The sequence below is a fragment of the Variovorax sp. 01T439_2 genome (genome assembly GCF_056398445.1).
In genome coordinates, this window is the sequence record NZ_JBFTPJ010000154.1 from 1 (window position 1) to 8,243 (window position 8,243).

Below are 8,243 nucleotides of genomic sequence, written 5' to 3' on the forward strand. Positions count from 1 at the left end.
TTCGTCTTCAACTGGGGCTTCGACCGGGTGTTCGGGCTGCCGGCCTCGGCCGCGCCCGCCAAGACTGGCCCGGCAGCGGCGGCCAGGCAGGGCGCCTGAACGCCCCTGGCGGCCGCGGCCCTTGCCGCAGCCGGTAAAATTGCGCTCCCTTCCAAGGAGCGTTGCAGCGGCGGCCCGCATCAAGAGGCCCGCCGTCAGGCTTGGAAGGCGCCCCGCCGGCCGGGGCGCAAGCCGCAACAAACGACGCTCACCTGACGTTTTTTCCTGCCCAGGTGAGCCCCCATGAGCGAAGAAGTTTCCACGCCCCGCGTCCCCCCGATGAAGCTGTCCGGCCTCGAGCCGGTGGCCATCGATGCCGGGTCGCTGTTCGTCAACATCGGCGAGCGCACCAACGTCACCGGCTCCAAGGCCTTCGCGCGGATGATCCTGAACGGCCAGTTCGAGGACGCCCTGGCCGTGGCGCGCCAGCAGGTGGAGAACGGCGCGCAGGTGATCGACATCAACATGGACGAGGCCATGCTCGACAGCAAGGCCGCGATGGTGCGCTTCCTGAACCTGATCGCCAGCGAGCCCGACATCGCGCGCGTGCCGGTGATGGTCGACAGCTCCAAGTGGGAAGTGATCGAGGCCGGCCTGCGCTGCATCCAGGGCAAGGGCATCGTCAACTCCATCTCCATGAAGGAGGGGGTCGACAAGTTCAAGCACGAGGCCAAGCTCGTGAGGCGCTATGGCGCGGCCGCGGTGGTGATGGCCTTCGACGAGAAGGGCCAGGCCGACACCTACCAGCGCAAGATCGAGATCTGCGAGCGCGCCTACCGCATCCTGGTGGACGAGGTGGGCTTTCCGCCCGAGGACATCATCTTCGACCCCAACATCTTCGCGATTGCCACCGGCATCGAGGAGCACGACAACTACGCGGTCGACTTCATCAACGCCGTGCGCTGGATCAAGCAGAACCTGCCGGGCGCCAAGGTGTCGGGCGGCGTGAGCAACGTGAGCTTCAGCTTCCGCGGCAACGACCCGGTGCGCGAAGCGATCCACACCGTGTTCCTGTACCACGCGATCCAGGCGGGCATGGACATGGGCATCGTCAATGCCGGCATGGTGGGCGTGTACGACGACCTCGAGCCGACCCTGCGCGAGCGCGTGGAGGACGTGGTGCTGAACCGCCGCCCCGATGCAGGGGAGCGCCTCGTCGAAGTGGCCGAGACCGCCAAGAGCGGCGCCAAGGACGACAGCAAGAAGCTCGAATGGCGCGGCACGCCGGAGCACCCGGTGCACGTCAACCAGCGCCTCTCGCACGCGATGGTGCACGGCATCACCGACTTCATCGTCGAGGACACCGAGGAGGCCTACCAGCAGATCCTTGCCAAGGGCGGGCGGCCGCTGCACGTGATCGAGGGGCCGCTGATGGACGGCATGAACATCGTGGGCGACCTGTTCGGCCAGGGCAAGATGTTCCTGCCGCAGGTGGTGAAGTCGGCGCGCGTGATGAAGTCGGCGGTGGCCCACCTCATTCCCTACATCGAGGAAGAAAAGCGCCAGGACGAGGCCGCGGGCCGCGACGTGCGCACCAAGGGCAAGATCATCATCGCCACCGTGAAGGGCGACGTGCACGACATCGGCAAGAACATCGTCACCGTCGTGCTCCAGTGCAACAACTTCGAAGTGGTGAACATGGGCGTGATGGTCCCGTGCCACGAGATCCTCGCCAAGGCGAAGGTCGAGGGCGCGGACATCGTGGGCCTGTCGGGCCTCATCACGCCGAGCCTCGAAGAAATGCAGTACGTGGCCGGCGAGATGCAGAAGGACGACCACTTCCGCATCCGGAAGATTCCGCTTCTGATCGGCGGCGCCACCACCAGCCGCGTGCACACCGCAGTCAAGATTGCGCCGCACTACGAAGGCCCGGTGGTCTACGTGCCCGACGCTTCCCGCAGCGTGAGCGTGGCGCAGAGCCTGCTGAGCGACCAGGCCACCGCGTACATCGACGAGATCAACGCCGACTACGAGAAGGTGCGCACGCAGCATGCCAACAAGAAGCAGGTGCCGCTGTGGCCGCTGGCCAAGGCGCGCGCCAACAAGACGCCGGTCGATTGGTCCGGCTACACGCCGCCGGTGCCCAAGTTCATTGGCCGGCGCCTGTTCAAGAACTTCGATCTGACCGAGCTCGCGAAGTACATCGACTGGGGCCCGTTCTTCCAGACCTGGGATCTCGCGGGCCCGTTCCCGGCCATCCTGAAAGACGAAGTGGTCGGCACCGAGGCCGTGCGCGTGTATGCCGATGGGCAGCGCATGCTCAAGCGCCTGATCGAGGGCCGCTGGCTCAGCGCGAGCGGCGTGGTCGGCTTCTGGCCCGCCAACACGGTGAACGACGACGACATCGAGCTCTACACCGACGAGACGCGCAGCGAAGTCGCGCTCACCTGGTACGGCATGCGCCAGCAGACCGAGAAGCAGGTGATCGACGGCGTGATGCGCCCGAGCCGCTGCCTGGCCGACTTCGTCGCGCCCAAGGACAGCGGGCTGAAAGACTACGTGGGCGTGTTCGCAGTGACGGCGGGCCTGGGCGTCGAGAAGAAGGAGAAGTACTTCATCGACGACCTCGACGACTACTCCGCCAYCATGCTCAAGGCGCTGGCCGACCGGCTGGCCGAGGCCTTTGCCGAATCGCTGCACCACCGCGCGCGCACCGACCTCTGGGGCTATGCGCCCGAAGAGGGCCTCAGCAACGAGGACATGATCGCCGAGAAATACCGCGGCATCCGCCCCGCGCCCGGCTACCCGGCCTGCCCCGACCACAGCGTGAAGCGCCCGATGTTCGACCTTCTGGGTTGCGCGGACATTGGCATGACGCTGACCGAAAGCCTCGCTATGATGCCCGCCGCCAGCGTGAGCGGCTTCTACCTGAGCCATCCCGAGTCGACCTACTTCAACGTCGGCAAGATCGGGCACGACCAGTTGCAGGACCAGGCGGCGCGGCGCCGGACCAGCGAATCCGAACTCGAGCGCCTGCTGGCGCCGAACCTTTGAACCTGCCGGCCGGCGTGGCCGCCCGGCGCCGGGAGTTGTTATTCAGAAGCTGATGTTTGCTGCCGCGCACTATGCGGCACTGGCGGTCTTTGTGCTTGGCTGCTGGGGCTTCGGCCGCGCGCTGCTGGCGCGCCTGGCGCCGCCGCCGCGCCGGGACGCGGGGCTGGAGGCGGCCATGGCGGCGGCCCTGGGCGTGGGCCTTTTCATCTGCGCCTTCCAGCTGCTCGCGATCTTCGGCGCATTCAAGCCGGGCGCCACCGTGGCACTGATCGCTGCCGGCGTGCTGGCGGCCGCACTGCAGCTGCGGCCCTGGTGGCGGGAAGCGCGGGCGCTGCACGTCGCTGGTGCCCCCGCCGCGCCATGGACCCGCGCCGAAAGGATCGCCGCCATCGCGCTGGCGCTGGTGGCGCTGCCCGCGCTGGTCGCGCCGCTCGCGCCGCCCGCCGCCTTCGACGAGCTGATGTACCACCTGCCCTATGCGCGGCTGGTGGCGCAGCAGGGCTCGCTGGGCATCCACGAGTGGCTGCGCTACCCCTGGTTCCCCTACAACTACAACCTGCTCTACGCGGCCGCGCTGCAGCTGGGCGACGACGTGCTGCCGCACTTCCTCAATGCGCTGGCCGGAGTGATTTCGGCGGTGATGGTCTACCGCCTCGGCATCCAGCATGCGAACCGGCTCACGGCCTGCATCGGCGCGGCCATTTGGATCGGCATCGGCGACTATTCGAACGCGCTGATCGACATGGGCGTGGCGCTCTTCGTGCTCAGTGCCTGCGTGGCGTTGTGGTGGTGGCGTGAATCAGAGCCGCTGCCGGGCGGCACGCGCTGGCTCGGGCTGGCGGCGTTCTGCCTGGGCGTGGCCGCGGGATCCAAGTACCAGGCGCTCACTTTCCTGCCGCTGGTGGCGCTGTTCGTGGTGTGGCACGAGCGCCGGCCCAAGGCCTGGGCGCTGGCGCTGCTCTGCTTCCTGGTCCCGTGCGTCTATTGGTACGCGCGCAACGCCATCATGACGGGCGACCCGTTCAACCCCATCGGCGCGCGCGTGTTCGGCTTCACCGACTGGATCCCGGCCGACTACGTGCAGCAGGTGGCCGACGTGCGCGACCATGCGGCGCGGCCCAACGCGCTGATCTGGGCCGTGTTCCTGGCACCGTTCAGCCTGCTGTGGAAGCGCTCGGCCGCGCTGCGCGCCGCGGGCTGGTTCTGCTTCTATTCGGTGGCCGTGTGGCTCTTGACCTCGCGCTATCCGCGCTACCTCACGGCCTCGTTCCCGCTGCTCGCGCTGATGGCGGCCATCGGCTGGCAGGTGCTGTTCGGCGGGATCGCTGCGGGCGTGCGCCGCGTCTTCGGGGCCAAAGGCGGGCCGGTGGAGGCCGCGCCTGCCGCCGCCGCATCCGCCGGACGCCTGGCCCTTGCCGGCGACTGGATCGTCGTGCTGCTGCTGGCCGCGCTGGCCGCGGTGTCGCTGCGCCAGACCGCGGGCAAGATGGCGATGATCTCGCCCACGCCCGAAACCCGCGAGGCTTTCCTGCGCCAGCATGTGCCGGGCTATGCCGCCATGGACTACCTGCGCCAGCATGCCGACGGGCGCGTCTACCAGATCGCGCTGAACGAGGCGATCTACTACGGGCCCAATCCGATCTGGGGCGATACGCTCGGCCCGTGGCGCTACCGCGATTTCCTGCTGCTGCTTCCGGGCGACATGGCGCGCAAGCTGGCCGCCAAGGGATTCACGGCCATCGTCATGCCGACGTCGATGGTGCCCACGCTGGCCACGCGGCCCGGCTTCGACGAACATTTCGCCCTGCTGTACGAAAAAGACGGTGGCCGGGTCTACCGCATTCTCTCGACCGCACCATGACCGACGACAACCCCTGCGCCGCCGCCCGCGCCCCGATCCGCATCGCGGCGGTGATCCCCTGCTACAACGAGGCGCTGTCGATCGCGCAGGTGGTCGCGCAGTTCCGCGCGGCGCTGCCCGAGGCCGAGATCCACGTCTTCGACAACAACTCGACCGACGACACGGCCGCCATCGCACGCGCGAGCGGTGCCACGGTCACGCACGTGGCCGCACCGGGCAAGGGCAACGTCGTGCGGCGCATGTTCGCCGACGTCGAGGCCGACGTGTACGTGACGGTCGACGGCGACGCCACCTACGACGTGGCCAGCGCGCCGCGGCTGGTGGATGCGCTGGTGGAGCGCAACCTGGACATGGTGGTGGGCTGCCGCGTCGACGATGGGCAGAACGCGCTCACCTACCGCGCCGGCCACCGCTTCGGCAACCGGCTGCTCACGGGCGCCGTGGCRCAGCTCTTCGGCGGCGGCCTGACCGACATGCTCTCGGGCTACCGCGTGTTCTCGCGCCGCTATGCCAAGTCGTTCCCGGCGCTCTCGCAGGGCTTCGAGATCGAGACCGAGCTCACGGTGCACGCGCTCGAGCTGCGCATGCCCCATGCCGAGTTCGACACCGCCTACAGCACGCGGCCCGAAGGCTCGCACAGCAAGCTCTCGACCTACCGCGACGGCTGGCGCATCCTGAAGACCATCTGCAAGCTGTTCATCAGCGAGCGGCCGCTGCAGTTCTTCTCGATCCTTGCGGCAGTGCTCGCGGCGGGCGCGATCGCGCTGGCCATTCCGCTGCTGCTCACCTACCTGCACACCGGCCTGGTGCCCCGGCTCCCCACGGCGGTGCTGGCGACCGGCGCCATGCTGGCCGCCATGCTGTCGATGGTGTGCGGCGTCGTGATGCACGCCATTAGGCTTGCCCGCCGCGAAGCCAAGCGGCTGCGCTACCTCGCGATACCCGGCGTCGGGCAGTTCCGCCGCAAGCCATGAAGGCCGGCCGCGAGTTCCTGGCGTTTGCGGTGGTCGGGGTCATCGGGCTGGTGGTCGACGTGGCCGTGCTGTACCTTGCGGCGCCGCTTTTGGGCTGGTACGGCGCGCGCGTGCTGTCCTTCCTGGCGGCCGCCACCACCACCTGGGCGCTGAACCGGCGCTACACCTTCGCGGCGCGGCGCGCCCTGGGCGCGGCAACGCCGATCGTGCGCGAGTACCTCGGCTACCTGGTCACCATGCTGGGCGGCGCGGTCGTCAACTACGGCGCCTATGTGCTGGTGCTGCACTGGCTCGAAGGCCCGTGGGTGCCCGCGCTCGGCGTTGCGGCCGGCAGCTGCGCGGGAATGGCGGTCAACTTCCTGGCCGCGCGGCACCTCGTCTTCAAGCCGCGGCGCAGCCCCTGAGCCGAAGGCGCCTCAGTGCGCCGCCGGCAGCACCACCGGGATCTCGGTCGCCGGCGGCGTGTTGCGGCTGCGGCCGCAGCGCACGATGCCGTCGATCATCACCATGCCCACGCCCGGGATGTCGCCGAGCTGCACGCTCTCGAGCAGGCCCGGCGCGGGCGAGTGCTGCGCGCGGTCCATGAAGACGAAGTCGGCGTCGCGGCCCACTTCGACCAGTCCGCAGTTGAGCTTGCGGATCTTCGCCGTGTTGCCGGTGGCAAAGCAGAACACCAGCTCGGCCGGGATGTTTGCAATCGACGACAGCATGGCCACCATGCGCAGGATGCCCAGCGGCTGCACGCCCGAGCCCGCGGGCCCGTCGGTGCCGAGGATCACGCGGTGCGGGCACTTGAGCTCGAGCGCGGCCTTGGCCGCGGCAATGGCCACCTTCTCGTTGCCGTTGTGCACGATCTCGATCGCGCGCGAGCTCTTCTCGCACAGCTCGCACACATGCGCCTCGGGCAGCGAGGTGTGGCCGCCGTTGATGTGGCCGATGATGTCGGCGTCGGCCTCCAGCACCACGTCCTTGTCGATCAGGCCCGAGCCCGGGATCGACGGGCCGCCCGTGTGGATCGTGCTCTGGATGCCGTACTTGCGCGCCCAGGCCACCATCTCCTTGGCCTCGTAGCCGGCCTTCACCGAGCCCAGGCCCACTTCGCCGAGCAGGCCCACGCCGGCCTCGGCCAGTTCCTTGAAGTCGCTCTCGACCATGCCCTTCTCGATCACTGGCGCGCCGGCCAGCACCTTCACGCCGCCGGGGCGGAAGTTGTCGAAAGCGCGCTGCGCGGTGATGGCCAGCGCCTTCAGGCCCACGATGTCCTTGGGCCGGCCGGGCAGGTGCACCTCGCCGGCCGAGATCATGGTGGTGACGCCGCCGTGCATGGTGGAGTCGATCCAGCCGATCTGCCCCTGGCGCGGCGTCCAGTCGCCGAACACCGGGTGCACGTGGCTGTCGATCAGGCCGGGCGCCACGCAGGTCTTCTTCGCGTCGATGACGGTCTGCGCGCCTTCGAGGTCGCAGTCCTTTTCCTTGCCGACCGCCACGATCAGGCCGTCGTTCACCACGATGGTGTCGGCGTCCAGGATGGGCTTGTCGATGTCGCCCGAGAGCAGCAGCCCTATGTTCTTGATGACGACCTTGCCCGACTTTGCGCCGGCTGCGATTTCTGCCATTTGGTCAAGCCTCCCGCCGGGCCGCCCCAAGGGAGGCTTGCGCCCCCTTGGGGGGCCGCGAACGAACGTGAGCGATGGGGGTCATTTTTTCCTCGTCGTGGGGTGGGGAGTTGTYCTCTTGTTCCTGGATGTCGTCTGCGCGCACGGTGCGCAGCACGGTCTCGATCACGAAGTCTTCCCAATGCGTGATCGCCTCGGGCGACTCCAGCGGCTCGCCGAGGAAGGCCGTGAGCGTGTGCCGGTTCGAGGTGTAGAAGTAACCGGTGGACGCGATCAGCAGGTAGATGTCGCGCGCGTTCAGGTCGCGGCGGAACAGGCCCTGGGCCGCGCCGCTGGCCAGGATCTCGGCAATGATCGCCACCGCCCGCGACGAGTATTCGCGCGCCCGCAGCGACTTCGARATGTGCCGGCCCTTGTGCAGGTTCTCGGTGTTCAGCAGCGTSACGAACTCGGGGTTCTTGCGGTAGTAGCCSAGCACGAAGCGGATSACTTCGGTGAGCGCCTCCACGGGCCGCGAGGCGTCCAGCGCAATGGCGGCCTCGGCGTCGTCCATGCGCTTGTAGATGCCTTCGAGCACCGCGATGAACAGGCCTTCCTTGCTGCCGAAGTAGTAGTAGATCATGCGGTCGTACGACTTGGCGGCCTTGGAGATCTTCTCCACGCTGCCGCCGTCGTAGCCGTACTTGGCGAACACCTTGGTCGCCGACTTCAGGATGCTGTCGCGCGTGGCCTGCGCGGCGGCCTCGCGCACGCCGGTGC

The 8,243-nt window shown here is 68.4% G+C and carries 6 protein-coding genes and 1 riboswitch; of the genes, 4 read left to right on the forward strand and 2 right to left on the reverse strand.

Going from position 1 to position 8,243, the window contains the following annotated elements; translation table 11 throughout:
- Window positions 1-147: 147 nt before the first annotated feature.
- Window positions 148-256, forward strand: a riboswitch (S-adenosyl-L-homocysteine riboswitch).
- Between the two features lie 62 nt (window positions 257-318).
- Genes metH through AC1DOC_RS09990 form a run of 4 tightly spaced genes read left to right on the forward strand, consistent with a single transcriptional unit; the run spans window position 319 to window position 6,272 of the window.
- Complete coding sequence (metH, locus tag AC1DOC_RS09975) at window positions 319-3,033, forward strand: methionine synthase (RefSeq protein ID WP_478129743.1); 2,715 nt, start codon at window positions 319-321, stop codon at window positions 3,031-3,033.
- A 52-nt stretch (window positions 3,034-3,085) separates the two neighbouring features.
- Window positions 3,086-4,894 carry an ArnT family glycosyltransferase gene (locus AC1DOC_RS09980; RefSeq protein WP_418146449.1) on the forward strand — a complete coding sequence of 603 codons (1,809 nt, stop codon included), beginning with the start codon at window positions 3,086-3,088 and terminating at the stop codon, window positions 4,892-4,894.
- Window positions 4,891-5,868 (forward strand): glycosyltransferase family 2 protein, encoded by a 978-nt coding sequence (locus tag AC1DOC_RS09985; protein ID WP_062363823.1) that lies wholly within the window; start codon window positions 4,891-4,893, stop codon window positions 5,866-5,868. The genes AC1DOC_RS09980 and AC1DOC_RS09985 overlap by 4 nt, the downstream gene beginning before the upstream one ends.
- The gene (locus tag AC1DOC_RS09990) at window positions 5,865-6,272 is read left to right on the forward strand and encodes a GtrA family protein (RefSeq protein WP_478080970.1); all 408 of its coding nucleotides are present in this window, start codon (window positions 5,865-5,867) and stop codon (window positions 6,270-6,272) included. The genes AC1DOC_RS09985 and AC1DOC_RS09990 overlap by 4 nt, the downstream gene beginning before the upstream one ends.
- Before the next feature lie 12 nt (window positions 6,273-6,284).
- Here AC1DOC_RS09990 and AC1DOC_RS09995 read toward each other — a convergent pair whose 3' ends face one another.
- Entirely contained in the window at window positions 6,285-7,484 is a 1,200-nt protein-coding gene (locus tag AC1DOC_RS09995) for an amidohydrolase family protein (protein ID WP_028256314.1), read from the reverse strand.
- Between the two features lie 4 nt (window positions 7,485-7,488).
- Window positions 7,489-8,243: TetR/AcrR family transcriptional regulator (locus AC1DOC_RS10000; protein WP_478129742.1), on the reverse strand; the 755-nt coding region annotated here is incomplete at its 5' end.

Coding starts and splice junctions, on each gene's coding strand:
- AC1DOC_RS09980 (WP_418146449.1), top strand. CDS start 3,086: ATGTTTGCTGCCGCGCACTATGCGGCACTGGCGGTCTTTGTGCTTGGC.
- AC1DOC_RS09990 (WP_478080970.1), top strand. CDS start 5,865: ATGAAGGCCGGCCGCGAGTTCCTGGCGTTTGCGGTGGTCGGGGTCATC.
- AC1DOC_RS09995 (WP_028256314.1), bottom strand. CDS start 7,484: ATGGCAGAAATCGCAGCCGGCGCAAAGTCGGGCAAGGTCGTCATCAAG.